Genomic DNA, 24,730 nt, shown 5'->3' on the forward strand with positions numbered 1-24,730 from the left:
CTGCCGGGCCCGCGCGCCGCGGCGGCCGACGCCGTGAAGGCGGCGGCGATCCGCGCGCCCGACGCCCGCGATCTGTTCGAGCACGGCCCCGTGCTGGTGGCCCACGCGGCCATGACCGCCAAGCGCCTGGGGCTCAACATGCCGCCCCGGGGACCTGGCCTGTTCGACGCGCTTGAGCTCTACGCCTTTGTCCGACCGGCCCGGTTCTGCGCCCCCTCGGCCGTGGGCCTGGCCCTGGCGCTGGGCCTGCCGGAGCCCAAGGGGGCGGCAGAGCAGGCGGCGAGCCTGCGGACGTCGGCCCTGCATCTGCTGCGGGAGCTGGCCGACGCCCCGGAGCCCAGTCGCGAGGAGGCGCTGGCCATAGCCGAGACCCTGGCCCGGGCCGGATGGGCCTGGGGCGCGGCCGCGGTCGGGGCGCTTCGCTCGGCCCCGGTCGGCAACCAGTTCCGCTCCTCGGGCCTCGACGTCTGGGCGCGGGTGTCGGAGTGGGAGGATCAGGCGCCGCCTGGCGAGGCCGGCTCCAAGCCCATCCTGCCGGAAGAGGCGACCAAGCGCCTGGCTGAACTGCTGCAGCGCGCCGGCCTCGATGAGGCCCGTCCCGCCCAGGCGGAGTTCGCCGCCGAGACCGCCTACGCTTTCCTGCCCCGCGAACGGGAGGGTGAGCCGCGGATGATGCTGGCGGAAGCCGGCACCGGCGTCGGCAAGACCCTGGGCTATCTGGCGCCGGCGTCGCTTTGGGCCGAGGCCAACGGCCCCTCGGTCTGGGTCTCGACCTATACCCGCGCCCTGCAGAGGCAGATCGAGCGCGAGAGCCACGCCATCTATCCCGACCCCAAGATCCGAGCGAAGAAGGCCGTGGTCCGCAAGGGCCGAGAGAACTATCTCTGCCTGCTGAACTTCCAGGATCAGGCCAATACAGCCCAGCTGGGCGGGGCCGACCTGATCGGCATGGGGCTGACCGCCCGCTGGGCCCGGGCGACCCGGGACGGCGACATGACGGGGGGCGACTTCCCCGCCTGGCTGCCGACCCTGTTCGGTATCGCGCCCGCCGCCCAGGCCAGCCCGGCCAACCTGGTTGATCGCAGGGGTGAGTGCATCCACGCCGGTTGCGTCCACTACCGGACATGCTTTGTGGAAAAGGCGATCCGGGGTTCACGGCGCGCCGACATCGTCATCGCCAACCACGCCCTGGTCCTGACCCAGGCGGCGTTCGACGGCGCCCGGGCGGCGCGGGGCTCCAAGGCCGACGGCGAGACCACCCAGTTGAAGCGCATCGTCTTTGACGAAGGCCACCACCTGTTCGACGCCGCCGACAACGCTTTCGCCGCCGCCCTGTCCGGCGCCGAGGCCGCCGAACTGCGTCGCTGGATCCGGGGACCCGAGGGGCGGGGGCGTCGCGGCCGAGGCCTGGAGGCCCGGCTCTCCGATGTGATCGGCGACCGCGAGGACGCCCTGCGCGCCCTGCAGGACGCCACCCACGCCGCCGCCGCCCTGCCGGGCGAGGGCTGGTCCGGGCGCATCGCCCCACCCAATGGCGAGGTGAACCCCATCGGCCCGATCGAGGGCTTCCTGGTGGCGGTGATCGAGCAGCTGCGGGCCCGCGCGGCGCCGTCGGAGGTGGGCATGGAGTGCGCCGCCCGTCCGGCGCTTGACCTGGTGCGCGACACGGCCCGCACCGCCGCCGCCGGCCTGGCCAAGGTCGAGGCTCCGCTGCTGGCGCTGGCCCGGCATCTCGAAGACATCCTCGACGACGAGGCCGCCGACCTCGCCACCGGCGACCGGGCCCGGATCGAGGGCGCCCTGCGCGGCCTGGACCGACGGGCCCGCATGACCCTGCCGGCCTGGCGATCGATGCTGCGGGCCATCGACGAGGATTCCGAGGACGATCCGGATTTCGTCGACTGGTTCGACGCCACCTTCCTCTATGGCCGGGTGGTCGACGCCGCCTGCCGCCGCCATTGGGTCGACCCGACCGAGCCCCTGACCAACGCCGTCATCGCCCCGGCCCACGGGGTGCTGGTGACCAGTGCGACGCTCGCCGACTCGACCCTCGACGATCCCTTCGCGCTGGCCGAAATGCGCACAGGCGCCGCGCGCCTGCCGGATCGACCCAAGACGCTCCGGCTCGCCTCGCCCTTCGACTACGCCTCGAACGCCCGGGCCTTCGTGGTGACGGACGTCAGCAAGGACGACGCCCGCCAGGTGGCGGCCGCCATGCGCGAGCTGTTCCTGGCCGCGGGCGGCGGGGGCGTCGGCCTGTTCACCGCCATCCGCCGGCTGCGCGCCGTGCATGAGCGGATCGCTGCGCCCCTGTCGGACAAGGGCCTGGCCCTCTACGCCCAGCATGTGGACCCGCTGGAGGTCGGCGCCCTGGTCGACATCTTCCGTGCTGAGCAGGACGCCTGCCTGCTGGGCACGGACGCGGTGCGCGATGGGGTGGATGTGCCGGGCCGATCCCTGCGCCTGCTGGTCTTCGATCGCGTGCCCTGGCCCCGGCCGGACATCCTGCACAAGGCCCGCCGGGTGCGGTTTGGCGGCAAGAACTATGACGACAGCGTCGCCCGCAACCGCATCAGCCAGGCCTTCGGCCGCCTGATCCGCCGGGCCGACGACAAGGGCGTCTTCGTCATGCTCGACGCCGCGGCGCCCACCCGCCTGTTCTCTGGCCTGCCACAGGGGGTGGAGATCCAACGGGTCGGTCTGGTCGAGGCGATCGAGGCCACAGCCGCGTTCCTGGCGCCGCCGTCAGACTAGGGCGCGGGCCAAGCTCTCCAGGATGCCGGTCCATCCCTCGTGGGTCTGGGCTTCCCACTGCGGGCCGACACCCGTGTGGGTGAGCACGAGGTCGCAACCGCCGACCGCCGGAGTGATCTCGACCGTGACCGTGGTGGCGTCGAAGGCGATGTTGTCGCCGAAGGTGAAAGCCAGCCGACGTGGCCGGTCGATCTCCAGATACTCGCCGACATGGGGCTCGTCCTTGTCGCCCCGACGCTCGACGATCTCGAAGCGGCCGCCGACCTTGGCGTCGATCGCTACTTTGACCATCACGCCCGTCGGGGTGGCGAACAGGAATCGGCCGGCCAGGGTCGGGTCAAGCCAGGCGTCGAACACCCGCTCGGGCGGAAAGTTGAAATGGCGGCGGACCTGCACGGTGACGGTCTGGGCGGTCATGGGGCGTCTCCCTTGGCGGCGGCGTCCTGCGCCCTGAGCAGGCCTTCGAGAACGTCCAGGCGGCTGGTCCACAGGGCGCGTTGGGCGTCCATCCAGGCCACGGCTTCGTTCATGGGCTCGGGGGTCAGGGTCAACAGGTGCTCCCGGCCCGCCTTGCGGCGGCGGAGCAACTGCGCGCGCTCCAGCACCTGGATGTGCTTGGAGACGGCGTTCAGCGACATGTCGAAGGGCCCGGCCAGCTCCGTGACCCGCGCCTCGCCCTGGGAGAGCCGCTGCAGTATGGCCCGCCGGGTCGGGTCGGCGAGCGCGGCCAAGGTCCGGTCGAGCCGGACGTCCGCTGACGGTTCGTTCAACATCATGGTTGAATGATTGCGCGACCTTCGCAATTAGTCAACCGATCAGTTCAATACCCTAGGGCCAGACCTTCGGCGCGAGGGTCGGAGCCACCAACCAGCACACCGGTCTCCGGATCGCGGGCGATCAACTGGGCGGCGCAGGGCGTGCCCCAGCCCCCCTGGCGCGCCAGGCGATGGCCACGGGCTTCGAGCCCGGCCAGGGCCGGATCGCCAAATCGGGTCTCCAGGCGCAGCTCATAGGGATTGGGCCGATCCAGGGGATCCGTGCCCGGCCACACGGTCCAGCGCGGGGCGTCGGCGACGGCCTGCACGTCGAGGCCTGCATCGATCAGATTGACCAGCATCTGCAGGTTCCACTGCGGCTGGCCGTCGCCGCCGGGGGTGCCGCCAACCATGATGGTGCGGCCCTGCGGATCGGCCAGCATCCAGCAGTTCAGGGTGTGCAGGGTCTTCTTGCCGGGGGCGAAGATGTTGGGATGGCCGTCGTCGAGGCTGAAGCCGCGTCCGGCGCGGTTGTTCAGCAGCACCCCGGTCTCGCCGGCCACCACGCCGGAGCCGAAGTTGGACGACACCGACTGGATCAGCGAGACCATCATGCCGGAGGCGTCGGCCACGCAGAAATAGGTGGTGTCGCCGTCGCTCAACGGGCCGGGCGGGGTCTCCTCCGACGCCAGGTCCGGATCGATCATCGCGAACCGCTGTTCCGCCCAGGGCTTTGACAGCAGCTGGTCCAGGGGGGTGTCGCCAAAGGCCGGGTCGCGGGCATAGGCGATGCGGTCCGCATAGGCGAGCTTGATGGCCTCGGCCATCACATGCACCGCCGCGTCGTCGCCCCGCGCCAGCAGGCCGGGATCGGCGCGCTCGACGATATTCAGGGCCTCCAGCAGGATCAGCCCCTGGGACGGCAGGCCGGTCTGGAAGACCGTGTGGCCGCGGTAGCTGGTCTGCAGCGGGGCGGTGACCTCGGTCCGGTGCTCGGCCAGGTCCGCCGCCGACAGGACGCCGCCGACCTGGGCCATGAAGTCGGCGATCTCCCGGGCGATCGCGCCGCGATAGAAGGCGTCAGGTCCCTTGGCGGCCAGGGTCCGAAGCGTACGGGCCAGGCCCGGCTGCTTCAGGATCGCGCCAGGGACTGGAACCTCGCCGCCGGGCAGGAACACCGCCGCGGTGCTGGGATGCTCCTCGATCAGGGCCCTGGCGTTGGCGATGGCGTAGGCGCCCAGCACGGTCAGGGGATAGCCGTCCTCGGCCTGGGCGATGGCGGGTTGGGCGAGGGTGGCGAAGGATCGCGAACCATAGTGGGTCAACAGCGCCTCATAGGCGTCGACCATGCCGGGCGTGCTGACCGCCAGCGGCCCGCGATAGGGCATGCGACCGTTGACGCCGGCGGCGCGCATCTGGGCCAGGGTGGCGGCGCGCGGGGCGGCGCCACTGCCCAGAAAGGCGGTCGGGGCCTGGCCGGGCGCACTGACCAGGGCGAACAGGTCACCGCCCAGGCCGCACATCTCCGGCATCACCACGGCGGCGGTCAGGCCGGCCGCCACGGCGGCGTCCACGGCGTTGCCGCCCTGGCGCAGCACCTCAAGCCCGGTCTCGGTGACCAGGGGGTGGGCGGCCGCCACCATGCCGCCGCGCCCGAAGACGGGGCCGACACGGCGGCGGGGCCACGGCGCGCGCGCCAATGCCGCTTGAGGAAATCCGATCACGCGCGCCTCCCTGATTTGGACGCGCACCTTAGCGGCTCTCCCGGGCGGGGGAACGGCCTACTGACCCTGACGCGCCTGCATCATCTTCTGTATGGCGGCAGTGAGCTCGGCCTGAGTCACCTTGCCGTCATGATCGGCATCGACCAGGTCGAAACGCTCGGCCGGGCGGCCGGCGGCGACCCACTCGTCCTTGGTGATCGCACCATCATTGTTGGCGTCGAACTTCTTGAAGATGGCGGCAGGGTCGGGCGGGCCCATCATCTGGGCCTGGGCGGTTCCGGCGAGGGCGAGGGCCGCGACAGCGGCGAGGATGAAGGTGCGCATGGGCGTCTCCTGAAGCTTGGCGGCCGGAGCCAAGGCCCTGGATGTTGCGCTATTATTGCACGGGCTGCGCCAATAGCCCCGCCGATCAGCCTGCGTTCTTCGAAAACAGATTGATCACCAGCACCCCGGACAAGATCAGGCCCATACCCAGCATGGCGGGCAGGTCGAGGGCCTGCTTGAACCAGATCCAGGCGATGGCGGTGATCAGCACGATGCCGATCCCCGACCAGATGGCGTAGCCGACACCGACCGGCACGGTTTTCATCGAATGCGACAGGCACCAGAAGGCGAAGGCGTAGCCCGCTACGGTGATCAGGGACGGGGTCAGCCGGGTGAAGCCGTTCGAGGCCTTCAGCATGGTGGTGGCGATCACCTCGGCGAGGATCGCGCCGCCCAACCAGACATAGCCGTTCAAGAGTGCTTGCCCCGGTCGCGGCCGAAGTTGGGCTCGGCGCTTTCCTGGCCAGCCGCGACGATGCCGCGGCGGATGTCGCGGGTGCGGCTGAACAGTTCGAACAGCTTGTCGCCTTCGCCCCAGCGGATGGCCCGGCTCAGCGCCTGCAGGTCCTCGGTGAAACGGCCCAGGATCTCCAGCACTGCGTCCTTGTTGGTCAGGAAGATGTCGCGCCACATGGTGGGGTCCGACGCCGCGATGCGGGTGAAGTCGCGGAACCCGCCGGCCGAATACTTCATCACCTCGGCCTGGGTGACCTCCTCCATGTCGGCGGCGGTGCCGACGATATTATAGGCGATCAGGTGGGGCAGGTGGCTGGTGACGGCGAGGACCAGGTCGTGGTGGGCGGGATCCATGCGATCGACATTGGCCCCGGCCCGGGTCCAGAAATCGGCCAGCCGCTGGACGGCCTCCAGATAGGGGTCGTCGGTGCGGGCCTGGGGGGTCAGGATCACCCAGCGCCTGTCGAACAGCTCGGCGAATCCGGCCTCGGGGCCGGACTGCTCGGTGCCGGCGATCGGGTGGCCGGGGACCACGAAGGCCGTGTCGGGCAAGGCCTTGGCCAGGGCCTCGGCGACCGAGCCCTTGACCGAGCCGACGTCGGTCACGGTCGCGCCGGCCTTGAGCGTGGCCGCCGCGGCAAGGGCCGCCTCGCCCATGGCCATCACCGGCACGGCGAAGACCACCAGGTCGGCGCCGGCCACGGCCTGCGCGATATCGCCGGTCACCAGGTCGGCATAGCCCAGCTCGGTGATCCTGGCCCGGTGCGCGGGACTGGCGTCGGCCACGAAGACCTCGCCCACCGTGCCCGCCGCCCGCGCGGCCAGGATGACGGAGGAGCCGATCAGGCCGCAGCCGATCACCGCCATGCGGGGATAGATCACCTCACCCACGGCTCAGCCCTTCAGGAAGTCGGAGAGGGCGTCGACCACGGCCCGGTTGTGCGCGTCCAGCCCGATGGTGATGCGCAGGTGGTCGGCCAGGCCATAGCCGCCGACCCCGCGCACGATCAGGCCGCGCGAGGCCAGATAGGCCTCGGCCTCCTTGGCGGTCTTGCCCGGGGTCCTGGGAAATCCAACCAGCACGAAATTGGCCGCCGAAGGCACGACGTCGAGGCCGAGCCCGCCGATCTGCTGGGTCAGCCAGGCGCGCCATTGCTCGACCAGCGCCAGGGACCGGGTCTGGAAATCGATGTCGCCAAGCGCGGCCACGGCCGCCAGCTGGGCGGGGATATTGACGTTGAAGGGCAGGCGGATCCGATCGACGGCGGCGGCCATCTCGACCGGCATATAGGCCCAGCCGACCCGCAGGCCCGCCAGGCCATGCAGCTTGGAGAAGGTCCGCGTCATGACCACATTGTCGAACTCGCGGACCATTGAGGCGCCGTCCTCGAACGCCGGGTCGGACAGGAACTCGGCATAGGCGCCGTCCAGCACCAGCACGACCGAAGGGGCGAGGCCGGCGTGCAGGCGGCGGATCTCCGAACCGGTGATCCAGGTGCCGGTGGGGTTGGCCGGATTGGCGACGAAGACCAGGCGGGTGCGCGCGTCCACCTGCTTCAGCATCTCGTCGACATCGATGCGGTAGTCGCGCTCGGGCGCGAAACGGACCTCGGCCTGGCAGGCGCGGGCCCCGATGGCATAGGCGCCGAAGCCGTACTGGCCCTGGACGATGTTGTCGCCGGGCTCGAGGAAGGTCTGGTTCAGGAGCTGGAAGATCTCGTCCGAGCCGCAGCCGAACAAGAGCCGCTCGGGCTCCAGGCCATAGGCTTCGCCGATCGCCGCGCGCAGCAGGTTGGAGCGGCCTTCCGGATACATGTGCAGCTGATCGATGGCGCTGGCGAAGGCCTCGCGCGCCAGGGGGCTGGAGCCCAGGATGTTCTCATTGGCCGACAGCTTCAGCGGATGTTCGATCCCCTCCGCCGTGGCCTTGCCGGGGACATAGGGCGCGATCGCGAGGATGCCGGGCTTGGGGGTCGGGCGCGCGGCCGAGGCGCGGTCGATGACGGGGGGAGCGTCGGTCATGGAGCGGTCGGGGACCTGAAGCGGGACGGGGAGCCCGCCTCTTACACGTCGAGCGGCGCCGGCGCAGCCCCGATCACCCCGGAAAGTCGGCCGGGCGCCCGCGACAGCCGCTCATCGTCGGCCATGTAGTAGCCCAGCAGGGCGAAGAGCTTCAGCCCGCCGCTCTCGGCGATCAGTTCGCCGGCCACCCCGTCGCGGCTGAGCGAAGCCTCGATCGCGGCGGCGGAACCGGGCTCGTCGGTGACCCAATAGGTCAGGTCCTGGCCCGTGGGCTCGACCTCGACGGCGGCCACGCAGAGCGCGTTGAGCGGCCCCCAGGCGGCGAGACAGGGCAGGGCGGCGAACACCTTCAGAGACGGCTCGGCCAGGAGCCGGCCCCACCAGCCGCCCTCCAGGGCCAGGACCGCCACGCCGCCGGGCGTGCGGGCGGCGGCCAGTGCGTCCTCCGGCCTGGCGACCACGCGCAGGGACGGGGCGGCGCCCAGGCGGTTGCGGGCCAGCTCCACGGCGCGGGCCGGATCCTTGCCGCCGAACACCGCCGCATGGAACGGGCCCTGGCGCGACAGGCTGTCGCCGATCAGTTCGCGCCAGATGCGCACCACCAGGGAGGGGCGGGCGTTGTTCAATGGGCGAGCCAGCAGCTTGCGCAACAGGGCGGCTTCGCGCGCCGGTCGCAGGGCGAATTTGTCGGCGTCGCCGGCGGCGGCCTTGGCGGCGGCCACCTCGCGCGCCAGACCGGCGCGCTCCTCGACCAGGGTCAGCAGATCGGCGTCGATCGCATCGATGCGCGCCCGCACGGCGTCCAGCGGGTTCGGCGCGGCATTGGGATCGGCCTTCGCCATTTTGTCCCCCGAAAACGAAGGTTTGGCGCTTAGGTCATTGCGTGCGCGGGCGCAATAGGCGGGGCGGGCGCAAGAAAGTTGCGGGTGAAACGAGGGGGCATGTTCGAGGATGCGATCGTCATTTTGGACGCTACAAGCTCCGAGCCTGGCTTAGGAGAATGTCGCCATGTCCCCGATCCCGACCGACCGCCTCAAGTGGCGCACCCTCTCGTCGGAGATCACCTTCCAGGACCGCTGGCTCACGGTCCGCTCGGACCGGTGCGTGACGCCCCAGGGGGCGGAGATCGGGCCCTATCATGTGATCGGCTATCCGGACTGGGTGAACGTTGTCGCCGTGCGGCCGGACGGCAGGCTGGTGCTGGCGCTCGAATATCGGCACGGGGCCGGCGAGGTGGTGCTGGGCCTGCCGAGCGGGGCGATCGACCCCAAGGACGGGGCTGATCCCGCCCTGGCCGCGCGGGCGGCGGCGGAGCGGGAGCTCATCGAGGAGACCGGCTACGGCGGGGTTCCTTTCGAGCGGGTGCTGGGCGCCTGGCCCAATCCGGCCAATCAGTCGAACCGGGCGACCACCTTCCTGGCGCTCGGCGTGCGCGAGGTGGGCGGGCTGGCCCCCGATTTCGGCGAGGAGATCGAGGTGGTGCTGGAGGACTGGGCGAGCGTCATGCGCCGCCTGGCGTCCGGCGACCTCATCATGCAGGCCATGCACATCGCGGGACTCTGGGCCGCCGCGACCCAGGTGCTGGCGCGCGGCCCGGCCTGCGGTCTTGACGCCGCGGTGATCGAGGACCTGCGCGCGGCGATCCTCGGAGCGTGACGCGCCTTCGCGAAAATAATTTTCGGAGGCTGTAACCTTCGTCCAGGCTCGCGCGAACTCACCCCTGAAGGCCAGCTTCAGGGGACTGCAACATGGCGATCGGCGGCGACTATCCCAATCCGGTGAGCGTGAACGGCTTTGCCTGTCACAACTGCACCGAGGTCGATGAGGCCAAGAAGCATATCGACCCCGCCCATCCCAAGGACGGCCCCTTCGGCGTCGACGCCCCGCCGGAGCGCAAGCATGGACCGTCGGTGATCCTGCAGGGCAAGGTCGCGGAGCTGGAGGACGGGGCGAAGCTCGCCCAGAAGCGGGCGCAGGCGCTGGGCGGCGCGGCGGACCTGCAGGCCTGAGATCAGGCCTCGGCGGTGCGGGTCAGCATGGCCTGGACCGCACGTTCGATCAGGCCGTTGCCCAGCGGGTCGGGATCGGTCTCGGCCAGCAGGCCCTCGACCACCAGCTGAGCCAGGCCGTGGATCAGGGCCCAACAGCCAAGGGCGTAGTCCGGGGTGAAGCGCTGCGGCGCCTCGTGGGCCAGGCGGCCGAGCAGCACGTCCTTGACCTCCTGGGCGGCGGAACAGATCCCGTGTTCGGCGCTGGGTCGGCTCGGGCCGAACATCAGGCGGAACAGCACCGGGTGGTCGCAGGCGTAGCGGACATAGGCCACGGCCTGGGCGACCACCGCCTGGCCAGGCGCCGCGTCGGCGTCAGCGGCCTCCAGGGTGGACTTCAGGCCCTCGATCCCGCGCACGGCCACGGCGGCCAGCAGGGCCTCGCGGTCTGCATAGTGGCGATAGGGGGCCATGGGCGAGACCCCGGCCCGGCGGGCGACGGCGCGCAGGGACGGCTCCTGGCCTTCGGCCAGCAGGGCCAGGGCGGCGTCCAGCAGGGCCGCGCGCAGGTCGCCATGGTGATAGGCCGGCTTTTCGAGCTCGCTCACCGCGCCGTCATGTCCTTGTCGCGTCGTCACAGCCTTAAGTCCCACAGGGCGAGGCAAAGGTCCATGTTGACATTGTAGACATTCTCACCATGTTTGCATCGTAAACATTCGCGACCCGCTCCAGGATTCCCCGATGGCCACCGCCGACCTCTTCGCCCCCCTGTCGCTCGCCAGCGGCGCGACCCTGCCCAACCGGATCGCCAAGGCGGCCATGGAGGAAAACCTGGCCGCGACGGGCCAGACGCCGGACGGCCAGCTGTTCGCGCTCTATCGGCGCTGGTCCCGGGGCGGGGCGGGCCTCTTGATCACCGGCAATGTCATGGTCGACGGCCGCGCCCTGACCGGGCCGGGCGGGGTGGTGCTGGAGGCGGCGACCGATCTGGCCCCGTTCCGCGAATGGTCGGCGGCGGCCAAGTCGGGCGGCGCCAAGGTTTGGATGCAGATCAACCATCCGGGCCGCCAGGTGCAGGTCGATCAAGGCGGCAATGGCTGGTCGGCCTCGGACGTGCAGCTGGACCTCGGCCCGCACTCCAAGCTGTTCGTGAAGCCCAAGGCCATGAACGAGGCCGAGATCGCCGAGACCATCACCCGTTTCGCCGCCACCGCCCGCCAGGCCGACCTGGCCGGCTTCGACGGGGTGCAGATCCATGCGGCCCACGGCTATCTGGTCTCCCAGTTCCTGTCGCCGCTCGCCAATCACCGCACCGACAGCTGGGGCGGGGGAATCGAGAACCGGGCCCGGCTGCTGGTCGAGATCGTCAAGGCCGTGAGGGCCCAGGTGCGGCCGGACTTCGCCGTCGGGGTGAAGCTGAATTCCGCCGACTTCCAGCGCGGCGGCTTCGACCAGGCCGATGCGCGGGCCGTGGTCGGCATGCTCAATGACCTGGGCGTCGATCTCGTGGAGCTGTCAGGCGGCAGCTATGAAAGCCCGGCCATGCAGGGCGAGGCCGCCGACGGTCGGACCCTGGCGCGGGAAGCCTATTTCCTGGAATTCGCCGTCGACCTGAAGGGCCTGGCCAAGATGCCGCTGATGGTGACCGGCGGTATCCGCCGGCGCGAGGTGGCCGAACAGGCCCTGGCCGAAGGTGTGGCCGTGGTGGGGATCGCTACGGCGATCGCGCTCGATCCCGACCTGGCCAATCATTGGCGCAAGGCCGCGACGGTCGCCCCGGTCACCCCCAAGCTGAAGTCGAAGAACAAGACCCTGGTCGCTATGGCCAGCATGGCCTTTGTAGGCAGCCAGCTGCGCCGGATGGCGACGGGCAAGGAGCCGGCGGTGAACAGCTCGCCGCTGCTGGCCATGATCGCCGGCCAGATGCGCCGTGGGGGTCAGATCAAGCGCTATCGGCGCTATCTGGCGGCGCGCACCTAGAGCGCGTCAGGGCCAGTTGGAACCGGTTAGCCCGCCCGACGCGCCCTAAGCCGCGCGAATGCCCAGGGCCTGATGGTCGGCCGTGGCCTGCAGCATCTGCTGGAAGGCGGCGAACAGCTTCTTCATCGCCGGTTTCTTGTAGGGAAACAGCGTCTCGCTATCCATGGCGTGCACGATCATCGCCACATCGGCTTCGAACAGCAGCAGCTGGCCGTCGGCCGTCTCGCCGCAGTCGATGGCGTAGTAGTCGAGCCCGAAGCCCTCGGTCATCTCGGCCAGGGCCTGGGCGTGGCGGACGGCGAAGTCGCTGTCGAAGGCCTCCATGAAGGCGGCCTCCTCGGCGCGGCGCTCGGCCTTCTCGGCCATGCCGGCGCTGAGATAGTGCACCATCCAGTGGTCGGAGACCGCCAGGTGGCTGATGAACGGTACGCCGCCGATGATCGCCACGCGCTGCTTGCGGAACTTCCCGTCCGGGCTGGCGTAGTCGACATAGTCGGTGACGAAGAATTCCGGCCCCGGATGCTGGGCCAGATAGCCCGCCAGGTCGTCGGGCGCGTCGCACTTCTCAAGCGCCAGGCCGGCATGGGAATCGATCGGCCGGATGATGATCGGGAAGCTGGCGCCGGGCAGCAGGTCCGAGACCGCCGTCTCGCCGACCGCCAGGGGATAGAGGTCGGCGCGGGTGAGGCGGCGCGTGGTGGGCGCGACAATCCGGCCGCTGTCGGCGAACTGGGCGGCGACGCCGTCGCGGGTCAGGCCGGCGATCTGCAGGGGGCGGCCATTGACCACTGGCCGGGGCCAGGCGGCCAGCACCGGTTCGAGCGCGGCCAGCACCACGGCGTTGGACTTGGACTCGCCGATGGCCAGGAAGGCCAGGTCATGGTCGGGAAGCTCGGCCGGCAGGGCCACGCCTGGCTCCACATAGAGCAGGTCGAGCCGGATGTTCGACCCCTCGAGCAGGAAGTCGAGCGGGGTGTTGGCCATCAGGTCGCCAGGGGTGACGAAGGCCAGGATCCTGAGGTCGGACCCGTCGCCATGGACGCGCCGGTAGAGGCGCGAGGCCTGCATGGCCAGGGCCTGGATCTCCAGGCCCCGGTCGATCTGGCCGGTCAGGGTCAGCATCAGGGCGATGTCGTACCAGGCCGCCGCGTCATTGGAATCGGCGTTCACCCGGGCGGTCATCGAATTGAAGACCGGGGTCAGGTCGACCTCGTCAAAGACCTGTTGGGCCAGGTGGGACAGGCCAAGGACCTGGGGGATGTCGGCGTCGGCGATCAGGGCGGGAAGGGTCATGCGATCCTGGCGAGATGCGAATCAGCGCCTCGGCTGCGCCCGGGCCAAGCGAGGCTTCGGGCGAATCGGGGCGGCATTGCGGCGACTGCGTTACGAAGGCTGAAGCGCGACCGGCGGCCGCGCCCCGGCATTCGGGGTGAAGCGGCGAGGTTGGCGAGCACGGCGTGGATTTATGGTTAACGCGAGCTTTCGCCGCGGCTCAACCGGTGCGTCACTCCGACGCAGATCAGGGCCTGGCCGGCGAAGTAGAGCACCCAGACGGCGGGGCTGACCCAGGCAAGTCCCGCCAGCGGGCCGGTGCGGGCGAAGATCAGCAGGTCCGAGGCCACGAACATCAGGGCGCCGACCCCCACCCGATGGCGCGGGAACCGGCTGAGCCAGGCGAAGGCCGCCATCAGCGACAGGAAGAAGGCATAGACCGCTACGCCGTTCGCGCCGCCGCGATCGGCGGGCAGCAGCCAGGCCGTGACCGTGACCGCCGGGACCAGGGTGGCGGCCAGCAGGATCTGGCTGAGGCTGGGCCTGGGTCTGCGCCAGCGCGCATAGAGGCCGATGGCGACCAGGTGGCCGACCAGAAACGCGATGGCGCCGATGGTCAGGCCCGCCACCTCCAGCAGCATGTCGCCGAGCGCCCCGAAGGCCATCACCGCGCAGATCAGCCAGCCGTCGAGGGTCCGGGCGCGCAGCGCCGCATAGACCGCCAACAGGGTGACGCCTGAGCCCTTCCACAGGACGCCGACCTCCACGGGGATCGGCAGGTGGCCCGAGGCCAGATAGCTCACCCCGGCCAGGACGGCGCCGGCCAGGAGGGTCTTCTGGTTGCTGGTCTCGGGGTGCGCGGTCATCGCCCCACGCTTAGCGCCCAAGCTTCAGACGGGCTAGCCCGCCCGGTCAGAGGGTGAGGTTGAACGCGCGGACCAGGACCACGGCGCCGGCGCGGGTCACCTCATAGCGGGCGCGATAGACACCCCGGGGCCAGCCGGCGGCAGGGCGTTTCTTGCCGGCGAAGACCAGCCATTGGGCCTTGTCGTGATCGAGCGGCGGGCCTCGGCTGTCCACCAGGGTCGCGCCGTCGGGGGCGACCAGGGTGATCCGCACCAGATCGCCAGCCAGAAGATCGATGGCGCGGACATAGGCCAGCAGGGCGGGAGACGCGGCGGTGGGGGTGGCGAGCCCGCCGCCTTCAACATCGTCATTGGTCGCGGCCCGGTCGGCGAAGCCGGCATTGAGCACGGCCCCGGTCTGATAGGGCAGCTGGGCCGCAGCGGCTGGGGTCCATAGGCCGGCGACGGGCGCCTTGGGGTCACAGGCGATGGGCGTATCCGGCGCGAACGGATCGATCAGCTGGCCGGCATGGCGGACGGTCAGATGCAGATGCGGATACTCGGTATTGCCCGACAGCCCGACCCGGGCGATCGGTCGGCCGGCCGTGACCCGATCGCCGGCCTTCACCTTCAGGCTGCCCTTGGCGAGGTGGCAGTACTGGGTCTCCCAGCCGTCGCCATGGCTGATGACGATCCCATTGCCGCATTCCTGGCCCGCGACGGACGGCGCGCCAGCCGCCCGGATCGAAATGTCGGCCACCCCGTCGCGCAGGCGCGAGACGGTCCCCGGCGCCGCGGCCAGCACATCGACGCCCGCCCGCTGCACGGCCAGGCTGGGCAGGCGGATATCGACGCCGGTATGGGCCTGATAGGTCCGTGGGCCGCAGCGCCAATCGCGCGCGCCCGGGCCGGGGTCGCGGTCCACATAGTTCTGCACCTCGCAGGTTCGGCCGGGCTGGCAGGCGATCGGCAGGACCAGGTGCGGCGCGGCGGCTGGCGCGCTGTCGGCCACGGCGGGCAGGCTGGCGAGGGCGAGCGCGATCAGGGCGTGACGGAGAGGGAGCATCGCGACGGCCTTCCTGGGCGCCGACAAGCTGGCGGGTCCCTGGGTCGGCAATATGGCCCAAGATTGCGGGTTTGAGATCGACGACATCGGCGGCTTTCCGGCCTAGCTTCAGGGCCTATCGGAGAACGAGCGATGATTCAGACAGACCGGCGCAGGTTCCTGGGGTGGGCGTCCGGCGCAGGGCTGGCGATGGCGGCGGGCGCGGCCCGGGCCGAGCCTGCGCCCGACCTGAAATCCATGACCGGCGGGGTGGTTCCGATCAGCCCGGCTGAGCGACAGGCGCGAATCGCCCGGGCCCAGGCCCTGATGCGGGCCAAGGGGATCTCGGCTCTGTTGATGGAGCCGGGTTCGTCGCTGATCTATTTCACCGGCGTGCATTGGAGCCGCAGCGAGCGGATGACGGCCTGCGTGATTCCGGCCGAGGGCGAAGTGCTGATCGTCACCCCGCACTTCGAGGAGCCCTCGGTGCGCGAGACCCTGGCGGTCCCTGGCGAAGTGCGGATCTGGCAGGAGGACGAAAATCCGCTGGCGGTGGTGGCCGGCTGGCTGACCGAGAAGAAGCTGGCGGGCGGCGTCATCGGGGTGGAGGAGACGGTGCGCTTCTTCATCGTCGACGCCCTGCAGAAGGCCCTGCCCAGTGCGACCTTGCGCAATGGCGCGGCGGTCACCCGTGGCGTGCGGATGATCAAGACCGAGCATGAGCTGGCCCTGATGCAGCTGGCCAGCGACATCACCATCGCCGCCTATCGCCACACCTATCCCCGCGTCCAGGCCGGCATGACCCGGGGCGATATCGACGCGATCATGGCCGGCGCCACCCGCGCCCTGGGCGGCGAGGTGGAGTTCAACCTGATCCTGCTGGGCGAGGCGGCCGCCTATCCGCATGGCTCCGGCAAGCCGCAGATCGTCCGCGAGGGCGAGGTGGTGCTGATGGATTGCGGCTGCACGGTCCAGGGCTATCAGTCCGACATCTCGCGGACCTTCGTGTTCGGCGAGCCGACCGCTGCCCAGCGCAAGGTCTGGAACCAGGTGCATCGCGGCCAGGAGATCGCGCTGGCTGCCGCCCAGCTCGGCGCGCCGGCCGGTTCGGTCGATGACGCGGTGCGAGCCTATTATGAGAGCCTGGGCTATGGCCCGCGCTACGACCTGCCGGGCCTGTCGCACCGCACCGGCCACGGCATCGGCCTGGACGGCCATGAGCCGGTCAATCTGGTGCACGGCGAGACGACGCCCCTGGCGGCCGGCATGTGTTTCTCCAACGAGCCGGGGATCTATATTCCCGGCGGATTTGGCGTCAGGCTGGAGGACTGTTTCCACATGACCGAGGCGGGCCCGAAATGGTTCTCCGTCCCGCCGCCGTCGATCGACAAGCCGTTCGGCTGAGCGGGGCGAGGGAGAAGATTCACCAGAGCTTGGGGGCGGGCGCCAGCGCCACGGGACCGAGCGTCGTCTGGCCGGCCTGGAAGGTCAGGGGCAGGTGGCCGTCAGGGCGTGCGGCCATGACGGCGGCGGCGGCCAGGGCCGATTCCGGGGGAACCCGTCCTGCGCGGGCGAGGTCGACCATGGCCTGGGGGCCGTTGCGCACGGTGATGTCGAGGCTTCCAGACAGATAGCCGTCGCTATCCAGGGCGAGCTTGCCGGCCTGGGCGCCGAGGGACGCGTCGCCGGCGGTGATCCCCGCCTGGCGCACCTGGAACTGGCCGCCGGCCAGGGACCAGGCCTGGCTGCGCTCGGCCAGATCGGCGCCCTTGAGCGCGCTGACCTTGGAGAGGATCGAGTCCCAGATGATCGAAACCGGCTTGCCCTCGCCGACCGCGCCCAGGGTCGAGCCTGGGGCCGTGCGGCCATCTTCGACCTTGAACAGGATCGCGCCCTGGTCGTCGGGGCCGGGGCGCAGATGCAGCTCGACCCGCTTGGCCGAGGCCAGCGAGAACGGCTGAGCCCCAGGCCCGGAGGCGAAGGTGACGTCCAGGCCCTCGATCGAGAGCGCCGGCGGGGTCTGGCGGACATCGGTCAGGCTGGCGCGCAGCACCCGGCCCTTGACCTCTACCGGCCCGCCGCGCGGCCGGGTGAAGGTGAAGCCGTCCTCGGCGGCGATCATCCAGTGGTCCAGGGCATAGGCGAAGGCCTCGGCCTCCAGCTTCGGGGCGGCGAAGCCCCAGCCGGTCGGCTCGCGCAGGCGAAGCTCTGTGAAGGCCACGTCCATGCGGAACGGCCAGCCGGTGATCCGGCGGTCCTGCCAGGCCACGTCATAGCCCGCCTTGCGCAGGATCGCGGCGTCGGCGTCGATGGTCCGGATCGCCTCGCCTCGGATGCCGATCCACACAGCCGTCCAGGCGATGGCGATCATCGCGGCTATGGCGAACGGAACATAGAGCCCCAGCCTGCGATGTTTGCGGTCGGGCGCCGGATCGGGCACAGGTGTCGGGTCGGGCGGGGTTGAGCGGCGGGCCATGTCGGTTGAGCGTTGGGTGTTCGGTTACGGATCGCTGATGTGGCGCCCCGGTTTCGAGTTCGTCGAGCGCAGGCCCGCCACCCTATACGGCCGCCGCCGCGCCTTCTGCATATATTCCGTCCATCACCGGGGCACCTATGAGCGACCGGGCCTGGTGCTGGGCCTGGCGCCCGGCGGCGCGACCCGGGGCGCGGCCTATCGCATCGACGAAGCGGCCTGGCCCGAGGTCTATGCCTATCTGCGCGAACGCGAGCAGCCGACCGAGACCTATGTGGAGGCCTCCAGGCCCGTGCGCCTGGCCGGCGGCCGCGATGTCGAGACCCTGGTCTTCCTGTCCGACACCGCCCATCCCCAATGGGCTGGGGCCCTCAGCCTGGAACGCCAGGCCGAACTGATCTCCGGCGCCACCGGCCTGTCAGGACCGAACATCGACTATCTGCGCGACCTCGTGGCCCATCTGGCGGCCGAGGGCGTCCGGGATGCGGGGATGGAGAGCCTGCTGGCGCGGGTGGAAGCGATCGTCGCTCAGGAATAGCGCGCTTCCGCCGCCACGGTCGCCGCGGGGCCCTTCACTTCGCCGAGCGCCCAGGCAAGGTCGGCCAGATAGGCGTCGGCGACCTGCAGGTGGAACGGCGAGATCATCATGTGCATGGCGCGCGGCGCGGTTCCCATGCTGGAAAACCAGCCGCGCTCGCGCATCTTGGTCCAGATGGCCAGGCAGTCGACCTCCGTGTGCGTGTAGCTGAGGATGCCCAGTTGCGGCTTGCCGATGATTGTGAAGCCCAGGGCCTCGGCGCCGGCCTGCAGCTTTTCGCGGGCGGCGACCACCTGGCCCTGCTTGTCGCGATAGCCGGCGACGCCCAGGAAATTCATCACCGCCCAGGCCGCCGAGGTCGCTCCGCCCGGGCGGGTGCCTGACAGGGTGGGGGTGGTCATGCGCCCGGCCGGCCAGACGTCGAAGTCAAAGACCATGTGCTGGTAGAGCTCGGCGGAGCGGAAGAACACCGTCGAGGCGCCCTTGGCGCAGTAGCCGTACTTGTGCAGGTCGGCGGACATGGAGCGCACGCCCGCGAGCTCGAAGTCGAAGGGCGGGATGTCGGCCCCGTTCATCCGCACGAAGGGGGCGATATAGCCGCCGACGCAGGCGTCGACGTGCAGCCACAGGTCCCGGGCGACGGCCAGGTCCGACAGGGCCGCGATCGGGTCGATCAGGCCATAGGGAAAGCTGGGGGCCGAGCCGACGATCATGATGGTCTTGTCGTCGGCCGCGGCGGCGATGGCGGCGGGGTCGGCCAGATAGTCCTTCACCGGGGTGCGGCGGACCTCGATCTCCATGATGGCGGCCGCCTTGTCGAAGGCGGGATGGGCGGAGCGGGGCAGGACGATGTTCAGCTCACCGCTCAGGCCCTTGACCTTGCGGGCGTAGTCCCGCGCGGTCTTGATCGCCATGGTGATGGAATCGGTGCCGCCCGAGGTGATCGAGCCGGCCGCGCCCTCAGGGCCGTGCAGCAGGCCGAGCCCGAAACCCACAACCTCGGCCTCCATGCGCTTGAGGCTGGGGAAGGCGGCGGGGCCCAGGCCGTTCTCGGACATGAAGAGGGCGTAGGCCTCCTTCTGCACCCGCTCGACCTCGGGGCCGGCGTTGAACACGTAGACGGCGGTCTTGCCCTCGCGCCAGCGGATGTCGCCGGAGGCGTAGTCGGCCATCTTCACCTTGAGGTCTTCCCAGGCGGTTCCGGTCTCGGGCAGGGGCTTGCGCATGGGGCGGGTCCTAGAGGCTGAGCAGCTGGTTGGAGGCGGTCTCGATGCGCTCTTCCAGGATGCGCATGAACTCGCCGCGTTTCAGGCCGGGCGGAATGGGCTCAAGATATTCGAAGACAATGGTTCCTGGGGTGCGCAGGAAGCCATGGGCGGGCCAGTGGACGCCGGAATTGGTCGCCACCGGATGCACCGGGATGTCGAGGTCGCGATAGAGGGCGGCGATGCCGGGCTTGTAGTCGCCGGCCTTGCCGGGCTCGCCGCGGGTGCCTTCCGGGAAGATCAGCAGCTGCCGGTTGCCCTTCTTGAACTGCACCTGGGCGCCGCGGACCATCTTCTTCAGCGCGGTGGAATGGCCGGCGCGATCGACCACCAAGGCCCCCATCTTGACCCCGTACCAGCCGAACAACGGCACCCAGACCAGCTCCTTCTTCATCACGAAGAACGGGCTGGAGAGCACGCTGAACTGGGCGAAGACGTCGAGCATGCACAGGTGCTTGGGCGCGACCAGGGCGTCGCCCTTGGGGATGTATTGCTTGCCGCGGATCTCGACCCGGATGCCGCAGCAGAGGAACAACAGGCCGTTGATCACCGCGCTCCAGACATAGAGCGCCCGGCTCATCCAGGACGCCGGCAGGATCAGGAACGGGATCATGATCAGGGCGAAGAACACCGACCAGATATAGAACAGGGCCACGAAGAGGATGGAGCGCAGGGCGAGCAAGTTCAGCCTTTCGAGGTGGAGGGAGTGGGCGAGACGGCGGGGCCGGCCGCGTCCTTGGGACCCATGCCGCGCACGATCTCGCGGCCCAGGATCGCCAGATACTTCGAATACTCCATGATCATCAACCGCGCGCCGCGCCCGGTGCGCCACCAGTAGTGGGCGTTGATCACCGAGGTGGCCACGGGATAGGGCTCAAGTTTGGCGGCCGGCAAGGTGGAGCGCAGCTCCAGCATGGCGCGCGGCATGTGGTAGTCGGCGGTCACCACGATCAGGCTGTCATAGCGCATGGCGGCGGCCCATTCGGCCGTCTCCCGGGCGTTGCCGACCGTGTCGGCGGCGGTGAAGCCCAGGTCCACGCAGCAGTCGTAGATCTTGCGGACCGCCTTGGAGACGGTGCGGATATCCTCGCGGCTGGCCTCGGGATTGACGCCGGAAACCAGCATCCGCTTGGCCTTGCCGGCTTCCAGCAGTTCGACGCCGGCCTCGATGCGTTCATTGGAGCCGGCCCCGGTCAGGGCCACGAGGCCATCGGCCTTGTCCGGCAGGGGCGCCGGCGTCGAGCGATCGACCCGGTCTGCGAAGGCGATCAGCCCCGCCGCCCAGATCACCCCGACCAGCAGGATCAGCGCCAGGCCCTTCAGCGCGCTGTTCATCACGCCATGTCCCGGATCAGGCCCTCGGCGGTCAACCGCGCGGCCACCGCCGCCACCAGGGCGGCGAAGAGCGGGCAGGGCGCCACGGCCAGGAGATCGGTCCAGATGATCGGCAACACCGGCGTCAGGCCCCCCTCGCCGCCTGCCAGGCGCAGGCCAGCCCCTATGATCGCCGCGCCGGCGGCTCCGAACAAGCCCGCGACGGCGGCCATGCGGGCGAAGCGCACCTGGAACAGCCGGGCGATGAAGTGGTCGTCGGCCCCGGACAGATGCAGCACCTCGACCACGTCGCGCCGCGCCTGCAGGCCGGCGCGGGTGGCGAAGGCCACCACGGCCCCCGCGGCGGCGGCGATCAGGCCGAACACGGCGCCGCCGAACCAGCGGACCAGGCCGGCCGAGCGGGCGATGTCGGCGGTCCAGATGGTGTGGTCGTCGACGACGCCGTCCACCCCTTGCGCCTTGAGCGCGGCGTCGAGGTCGGCGGCGGTGGCCGGCGCCTTGGGGTCGAGGTCGACCGCCACCAGCCTGGGCACCGGCAGGTCGTCGAGATCGCTGATGTCGCCCAGCCAGGGGGCGACCAGGGCCTCGGCCTTTTCCTTCTCCAGCGCCCGGGCCTCGGACACGCCCTTGACCCCGGCGAGGGTCTCGGCGGCGCGGGCGGCGGCGGAATCCGGGGTCTCATTGGCCTTGGGCCGCACGATGATGGTGGCCTGGCGGGTCAGCTGGTCGCTCCAGCCCCGGGCGGCGCGGTCCGAGGCGATCACCCCCAGCGCCGTCAGGCAGGCCAGGAAGCACAGCACCGCGACCACGAAGGTCAGGGAGCCGTCCCGGGTGTCGGCGGCCGGCAGGAAGCTGGCCGGGCGCCAGCGCGCCACGAAGGCGTCGGCCTCACTCATGGGCGCGGCCGGGGCGCGTCGTGCCGGGTCAGGCGGCCGTCGGCCAGGTGCAGCACCTCGCGGCCGGAGCGGGCGACCAGGTCCTGGTCATGGGTGGCGATGAGCACGGTGGTTCCCAGCCTGTTCATCTCCACGAACAGGCGCAGGATGCGCAGGCTCATCTCGTGGTCAACATTGCCGGTGGGTTCGTCGGCCAGGAGAATATCGGGACGATTCACCACGGCGCGGGCTATGGCGAGTCGTTGCTTCTCGCCTCCGGCGAGAGTCGCCGGCATGGCGTGCATCCGATGCTTCAGGCCGACCCAGGCCAGGAGCTCGGCCACGTCCTGGCGGTAGCTGTCGGGCTTGCGCCCGGCGATGCGGAGCGGCAGGGCGACATTGTCGAAGGCGGTCATATGGTCGAGCAGGCGGAATTCCTGAAACACCACCCCGATCCGGCGACGGATCAGCGGCTTTTCGTTGGCCGGGATCACGGAAAGGTCTTCGCCGAACAGATGGATCAGTCCCTTGGACGGCTTGGCCGCCAGATAGATCAGCTTGAGCAGCGAGCTCTTGCCGGCGCCCGAGGCCCCGGTGATGAAGTGGAACGAACCCGGCTCCAGCTGGAAATTCAGGTCGCGCAGGGTCTCCGGACCCCGGCCGTAGCGCATCGACACATCGTCGAAGCGCAGGACATGATCAGCCTGCGAGGCGGCCTCTGCGGCGAGGGGGTTTCTGGACATGGGACCCGAAATCGGCGACCTCGGTGGAGGTTGCTGGAGCGTCCGATTCGGCCGTCATGATACTGACCTGTCCAGAGTGCGCCACCAGCTATTTCGTGGATGATTCGAAGATCCCCGCGGAAGGCCGGACGGTGAAATGCGTGTCCTGCGGGCACAGGTGGCACGCGGAGTCCGCGGCCGCCCTGGAGCTTGATGTCTCCGAGGACGAGGGCGCCCTGGCCCATGAGCCGGAGCCTGATCCCGAGCCCGAACCGCCCCTGGTCAGCGACCTGCCGGGCGAGGAATTGCCCAAGGTGTTCCGCGCCAAGGCGGCCGATGAGCGCAAGCTGCGCGAGGCTGCGGCCAATGGCGTGGTCTGGGCGGGCATGACCGCCGTGCTGGCGATCGTCATCGCGCTCGCCGTGGTCTTCCGGGTCAATGTCGTGAAGATCTGGCCGCAGTCTGCGGGCGCCTATGCCGGCGTCGGCCTGCCGGTCAACAGCCTGGGTCTGGTGATCGAAGGCGTGAAGGCCGAGCCCTCGCTGCAGGACGGCCACGCGGCCCTGTCGGTCTCCGGCATGATCCGCAATATCGAGGACACGGCGATCACCGCCCCGCCACTCAGGGTCAGCCTGATCAACAAGGCCGGCCGCCGGGTCTCGACCAAGATCGCCCAGCCGGCAGACGCCGTGGTGCCGCCCGGCGAGACCCGCCACTTCGCCCTGGCCATCATTGATCCGCCGACTTCGGCCAATGAGCTGGAGGTGGCCTTTGCGCCGGAAGCGGCCCGCAAGGGGGTGATCCTGCCCCAGGCCAAGCACGCCGCCGCCCCGCCGCCTGAGGCCGGACCGCTGCTGCGCGGCCCGGACCAGGGCGCCGAACCGACGATGGGCCCCGCGCCGGTGGAGGCCGCGCCCCTGCCGTCCAATTCCCCCTACGCCCTGCCGAGCGCCCCGCCGCATGAGTGAGACCGCCGCTGTTCCCGTGGTGTTGCTGACCGAGGCGGAGATCGCCGACAAGGTCACCGACCTCGCCCGCCAGATCGCGCCGCGCATCGATGACGAGACGGTCGCCGTCTGCCTGCTGACCGGCGGGCTGTGGTTCGCCGCCGACCTCACCCGGGCGCTATCGCGCGCAGGACGCCATGTGCGCTTCGACGCCCTGTGGCTGGCCTCCTATGGGGACGAGCGCGCCAGCCTGGGGCGCTGCGAGGTGCGGGCCGATCTGCAACGGCCGCTGGCTGGCCGCCGGGCCCTGATCATCGACGACGTGTTCGACACCGGCCTGTCGCTCTCCGAGGCTCATCGCCTGGTCCGCGACGCGGGTGCGGCCGAGGTGCTGACGGCGGTGTTCGCCACCAAGCCCTGGCCCAAGCCGCGGGCCATCCAGCCCGACTTCTCCGCCTGGGACGCGCCGGCCCGGTTCCTGGTCGGCTACGGCATGGATGCCGCCGGCGCCATGCGCGGCCTGCCCTTCATCGGGGCGATGGACTGAACCAGGCCTAAAGCCAGGGGGCGGGCGCTTCCCTGGCCAGCATGTCCTCATAGGTCGGGCGGGGGCGGACGATCGCCCAGTCGCCGCCCTTGACCAGCACTTCCGGGACCAGCAGGCGGCTGTTGTATTCGCTCGACATCACCGCGCCGTAGGCGCCGGCGCTCATGAAGGCCACGACGTCGCCGGCCTCCAGCGGGGGCAGGGCGCGGTCACGGGTGAAGGTGTCGCCGGTCTCGCAAATGGGCCCGACCACGTCATAGACCACCGGCTCGCCGGCGCGCGGCTTCACCGGGCGGATGTCGTGGTAGGCGTCGTACATGGCCGGCCGGATCAGGTCGTTCATGCCGGCGTCCAGCACCGCGAACTTGCGCCCCTCGGGCCGCTCATGAATGTGCAGCACCCGGGCCAGCAGCACCCCGGCATTGGCGCAGATCATCCGGCCGGGCTCGAAGGAATAGGCCACGTCCAGGCCGCCCATCGTCCTGGCGATCATCCGGGCGTAATCGTCCGGCGTGGGCGGGGTCGGCTGGTTGAAATAGGGCACGCCCAGGCCGCCGCCCAGGTCGAGGCGCTCGACGCCCAGGCCTTCGGCGCGCAGGCGCTCGACCAGGCCGCGCATCTTGGCGAAGGCCTCGGCCATGGGCGCCAGCTCGGTGATCTGGCTGCCGATGTGGCAGGTGACGCCCACGGGCTTCAGGCCGGCGTTGTTGGCGGCCTGGGCATAGAGCCGTTCGGCTTCCGAGAAGGAGACGCCGAACTTGTTGTCGGCCTTGCCGGTCGAGATCTTGGCGTGACCGCCGGCCGAGACGTCGGGGTTCACCCGGATGGCGATCACAGCCCGGGTTCCCAGCGACTGGGCGACC

27 protein-coding genes are annotated in these 24,730 nt (G+C 70.3%); 8 read left to right on the forward strand and 19 right to left on the reverse strand.

Features of this window, described 5'->3' with window-relative positions; all coding sequences use genetic code 11:
- Window positions 1–2,754 (forward strand): ATP-dependent DNA helicase (locus Q7P21_RS08580; RefSeq protein ID WP_304176675.1); only part of this gene is annotated, 2,754 nt, incomplete at its 5' end.
- On the opposite strand, the gene Q7P21_RS08585 is transcribed toward Q7P21_RS08580, so the two are convergent.
- The 8 genes from Q7P21_RS08585 to Q7P21_RS08620 all read right to left on the reverse strand — a co-directional run bounded on the left by Q7P21_RS08585 (window position 2,746) and on the right by Q7P21_RS08620 (window position 8,877).
- Window positions 2,746–3,171, reverse strand: a complete 426-nt coding sequence (locus Q7P21_RS08585) for an SRPBCC domain-containing protein (protein WP_304176677.1) — start codon at window positions 3,169–3,171, stop codon at window positions 2,746–2,748. The genes Q7P21_RS08580 and Q7P21_RS08585 overlap by 9 nt on opposite strands.
- A complete protein-coding gene (locus tag Q7P21_RS08590; RefSeq protein WP_369685418.1) occupies window positions 3,168–3,485 on the reverse strand; it encodes an ArsR/SmtB family transcription factor in 318 nt (105 codons plus the stop codon). The genes Q7P21_RS08585 and Q7P21_RS08590 overlap by 4 nt, the downstream gene beginning before the upstream one ends.
- A gap of 89 nt (window positions 3,486–3,574) precedes the next feature.
- On the reverse strand, window positions 3,575–5,152 hold the full coding sequence (ggt, locus tag Q7P21_RS08595; protein WP_304165390.1) for a gamma-glutamyltransferase: 1,578 nt from the start codon (window positions 5,150–5,152) through the stop codon (window positions 3,575–3,577).
- A gap of 138 nt (window positions 5,153–5,290) precedes the next feature.
- Window positions 5,291–5,557: an EF-hand domain-containing protein gene (locus Q7P21_RS08600; RefSeq protein ID WP_304165392.1), complete on the reverse strand. Its 267-nt coding sequence runs from the start codon at window positions 5,555–5,557 to the stop codon at window positions 5,291–5,293.
- A gap of 85 nt (window positions 5,558–5,642) precedes the next feature.
- Complete coding sequence (locus Q7P21_RS08605; RefSeq protein ID WP_304165393.1) at window positions 5,643–5,972, reverse strand: SMR family transporter; 330 nt, start codon at window positions 5,970–5,972, stop codon at window positions 5,643–5,645.
- Window positions 5,969–6,904 carry a prephenate/arogenate dehydrogenase family protein gene (locus Q7P21_RS08610; protein WP_304165395.1) on the reverse strand — a complete coding sequence of 312 codons (936 nt, stop codon included), beginning with the start codon at window positions 6,902–6,904 and terminating at the stop codon, window positions 5,969–5,971. The genes Q7P21_RS08605 and Q7P21_RS08610 overlap by 4 nt, the downstream gene beginning before the upstream one ends.
- Window positions 6,905–6,907: 3 nt before the next feature.
- Window positions 6,908–8,035, reverse strand: coding sequence for a histidinol-phosphate transaminase (gene hisC / locus Q7P21_RS08615; protein WP_304165397.1), 1,128 nt, complete (start codon window positions 8,033–8,035; stop codon window positions 6,908–6,910).
- Between the two features lie 41 nt (window positions 8,036–8,076).
- Window positions 8,077–8,877, reverse strand: coding sequence for a chorismate mutase (locus Q7P21_RS08620; RefSeq protein WP_304176680.1), 801 nt, complete (start codon window positions 8,875–8,877; stop codon window positions 8,077–8,079).
- Between the two features lie 166 nt (window positions 8,878–9,043).
- Here Q7P21_RS08620 and Q7P21_RS08625 point away from each other — a divergent pair, with 166 nt between their 5' ends.
- Together Q7P21_RS08625 and Q7P21_RS08630 are read left to right on the forward strand one after the other, a co-directional pair.
- Window positions 9,044–9,691, forward strand: coding sequence for an NUDIX hydrolase (locus tag Q7P21_RS08625; RefSeq protein ID WP_304165401.1), 648 nt, complete (start codon window positions 9,044–9,046; stop codon window positions 9,689–9,691).
- A gap of 92 nt (window positions 9,692–9,783) precedes the next feature.
- Window positions 9,784–10,044 carry a hypothetical protein gene (locus Q7P21_RS08630; RefSeq protein ID WP_304165403.1) on the forward strand — a complete coding sequence of 87 codons (261 nt, stop codon included), beginning with the start codon at window positions 9,784–9,786 and terminating at the stop codon, window positions 10,042–10,044.
- A 2-nt stretch (window positions 10,045–10,046) separates the two neighbouring features.
- On the opposite strand, the gene Q7P21_RS08635 is transcribed toward Q7P21_RS08630, so the two are convergent.
- Complete coding sequence (locus tag Q7P21_RS08635; RefSeq protein ID WP_304165405.1) at window positions 10,047–10,631, reverse strand: TetR/AcrR family transcriptional regulator; 585 nt, start codon at window positions 10,629–10,631, stop codon at window positions 10,047–10,049.
- 133 nt (window positions 10,632–10,764) lie between these two features.
- On the opposite strand from Q7P21_RS08635, the gene Q7P21_RS08640 reads away from it, so the two are divergent.
- Window positions 10,765–12,003, forward strand: coding sequence for an NADH:flavin oxidoreductase/NADH oxidase family protein (locus tag Q7P21_RS08640; protein ID WP_304165407.1), 1,239 nt, complete (start codon window positions 10,765–10,767; stop codon window positions 12,001–12,003).
- A gap of 45 nt (window positions 12,004–12,048) precedes the next feature.
- Here the strand turns inward: Q7P21_RS08640 and Q7P21_RS08645 are convergent, their stop codons facing one another.
- From Q7P21_RS08645 to Q7P21_RS08655, 3 genes are all read right to left on the reverse strand, one after another.
- Window positions 12,049–13,296, reverse strand: coding sequence for a RimK family alpha-L-glutamate ligase (locus Q7P21_RS08645; RefSeq protein ID WP_304165408.1), 1,248 nt, complete (start codon window positions 13,294–13,296; stop codon window positions 12,049–12,051).
- 176 nt (window positions 13,297–13,472) lie between these two features.
- The gene (locus Q7P21_RS08650; RefSeq protein ID WP_304176683.1) at window positions 13,473–14,141 is read right to left on the reverse strand and encodes a lysoplasmalogenase; all 669 of its coding nucleotides are present in this window, start codon (window positions 14,139–14,141) and stop codon (window positions 13,473–13,475) included.
- A gap of 46 nt (window positions 14,142–14,187) precedes the next feature.
- Window positions 14,188–15,186 (reverse strand): M23 family metallopeptidase, encoded by a 999-nt coding sequence (locus Q7P21_RS08655; RefSeq protein WP_304176687.1) that lies wholly within the window; start codon window positions 15,184–15,186, stop codon window positions 14,188–14,190.
- A gap of 132 nt (window positions 15,187–15,318) precedes the next feature.
- On the opposite strand from Q7P21_RS08655, the gene Q7P21_RS08660 reads away from it, so the two are divergent.
- Window positions 15,319–16,569 (forward strand): Xaa-Pro peptidase family protein, encoded by a 1,251-nt coding sequence (locus Q7P21_RS08660; RefSeq protein WP_304176690.1) that lies wholly within the window; start codon window positions 15,319–15,321, stop codon window positions 16,567–16,569.
- 19 nt (window positions 16,570–16,588) lie between these two features.
- Here Q7P21_RS08660 and Q7P21_RS08665 read toward each other — a convergent pair whose 3' ends face one another.
- Window positions 16,589–17,641, reverse strand: coding sequence for a DUF2125 domain-containing protein (locus Q7P21_RS08665; protein ID WP_304176693.1), 1,053 nt, complete (start codon window positions 17,639–17,641; stop codon window positions 16,589–16,591).
- Between Q7P21_RS08665 and Q7P21_RS08670 the strand changes: the two genes are divergently transcribed.
- Window positions 17,640–18,176, forward strand: a complete 537-nt coding sequence (locus tag Q7P21_RS08670; protein WP_304176695.1) for a gamma-glutamylcyclotransferase — start codon at window positions 17,640–17,642, stop codon at window positions 18,174–18,176. The genes Q7P21_RS08665 and Q7P21_RS08670 overlap by 2 nt on opposite strands.
- On the opposite strand, the gene Q7P21_RS08675 is transcribed toward Q7P21_RS08670, so the two are convergent.
- Genes Q7P21_RS08675 through ftsE form a run of 5 tightly spaced genes read right to left on the reverse strand, consistent with a single transcriptional unit; the run spans window position 18,167 to window position 22,394 of the window.
- Entirely contained in the window at window positions 18,167–19,402 is a 1,236-nt protein-coding gene (locus tag Q7P21_RS08675; protein WP_304165293.1) for a pyridoxal-dependent decarboxylase, read from the reverse strand. The two genes, Q7P21_RS08670 and Q7P21_RS08675, sit on opposite strands and share 10 nt — an antisense overlap.
- Window positions 19,403–19,412: 10 nt before the next feature.
- Window positions 19,413–20,123: a 1-acyl-sn-glycerol-3-phosphate acyltransferase gene (locus Q7P21_RS08680; RefSeq protein WP_304165291.1), complete on the reverse strand. Its 711-nt coding sequence runs from the start codon at window positions 20,121–20,123 to the stop codon at window positions 19,413–19,415.
- 2 nt (window positions 20,124–20,125) lie between these two features.
- A complete protein-coding gene (locus Q7P21_RS08685; protein ID WP_304165306.1) occupies window positions 20,126–20,764 on the reverse strand; it encodes a YdcF family protein in 639 nt (212 codons plus the stop codon).
- Window positions 20,765–20,775: 11 nt separating this feature from the next.
- Window positions 20,776–21,672: an ABC transporter permease gene (locus Q7P21_RS08690; protein ID WP_304165289.1), complete on the reverse strand. Its 897-nt coding sequence runs from the start codon at window positions 21,670–21,672 to the stop codon at window positions 20,776–20,778.
- A complete protein-coding gene (gene ftsE, locus Q7P21_RS08695; RefSeq protein WP_304165287.1) occupies window positions 21,669–22,394 on the reverse strand; it encodes a cell division ATP-binding protein FtsE in 726 nt (241 codons plus the stop codon). Before ftsE ends, Q7P21_RS08690 begins: the two co-directional genes overlap by 4 nt.
- A 56-nt stretch (window positions 22,395–22,450) precedes the next feature.
- On the opposite strand from ftsE, the gene Q7P21_RS08700 reads away from it, so the two are divergent.
- Together Q7P21_RS08700 and Q7P21_RS08705 are read left to right on the forward strand one after the other, a co-directional pair.
- Window positions 22,451–23,341, forward strand: a complete 891-nt coding sequence (locus Q7P21_RS08700) for a DUF3426 domain-containing protein (protein ID WP_304165285.1) — start codon at window positions 22,451–22,453, stop codon at window positions 23,339–23,341.
- Window positions 23,334–23,867 carry a phosphoribosyltransferase gene (locus tag Q7P21_RS08705; protein ID WP_304165283.1) on the forward strand — a complete coding sequence of 178 codons (534 nt, stop codon included), beginning with the start codon at window positions 23,334–23,336 and terminating at the stop codon, window positions 23,865–23,867. Before Q7P21_RS08700 ends, Q7P21_RS08705 begins: the two co-directional genes overlap by 8 nt.
- A 7-nt stretch (window positions 23,868–23,874) precedes the next feature.
- On the opposite strand, the gene lysA is transcribed toward Q7P21_RS08705, so the two are convergent.
- The coding region (gene lysA / locus Q7P21_RS08710) for a diaminopimelate decarboxylase (RefSeq protein WP_304176706.1) at window positions 23,875–24,730 on the reverse strand (856 nt) is incomplete at its 5' end.

The sequence above is a fragment of the Phenylobacterium aquaticum genome, from assembly GCF_947378715.1.
Classification (GTDB): Bacteria; Pseudomonadota; Alphaproteobacteria; order Caulobacterales; family Caulobacteraceae; genus Phenylobacterium; species Phenylobacterium aquaticum_A.